This is a genomic window from Bacillus cereus group sp. N14, assembly GCF_016483555.1.
GTDB lineage: Bacteria > Bacillota > Bacilli > Bacillales > Bacillaceae_G > Bacillus_A > Bacillus_A wiedmannii.
The window spans coordinates 1-288 of record NZ_JAEHBQ010000080.1 but is presented as its reverse complement, the minus strand read 5'-3'; the positions used below and the strand labels follow the sequence as shown (position 1 = coordinate 288).

Here is a 288-nt window from a genome sequence, read left to right as displayed (position 1 = left end):
GGAGTATTGTACGGACTTATTTAAAGAAAAAACAATTGCTCGTATGAATGAACAATTTGTCCAATTATTGAAAAATGCTTTGAAAGACCCACAAAAGAAACTGTGTGAAATTGAATTATTAACTGATACAGAAAAAGAAAAAGTTATTTATGAATTTAATAGGACACATATTGAATATCAAAACGATAAGACGATTATTGAAAGATTTGAAGAACAGGTGGAAAAAACTCCAGATAAAATAGCTGTAGAATATGAAGGGGAGAGCCTTACCTATAGACAATTGAATGC

At 29.9% G+C, this 288-nt stretch carries 1 protein-coding gene; it reads left to right on the top strand.

The window, feature by feature from the left end:
• Nucleotides 1-288 (top strand): condensation domain-containing protein (locus JDS82_RS29160; protein ID WP_199714330.1); only part of this gene is annotated, 288 nt, incomplete at both ends.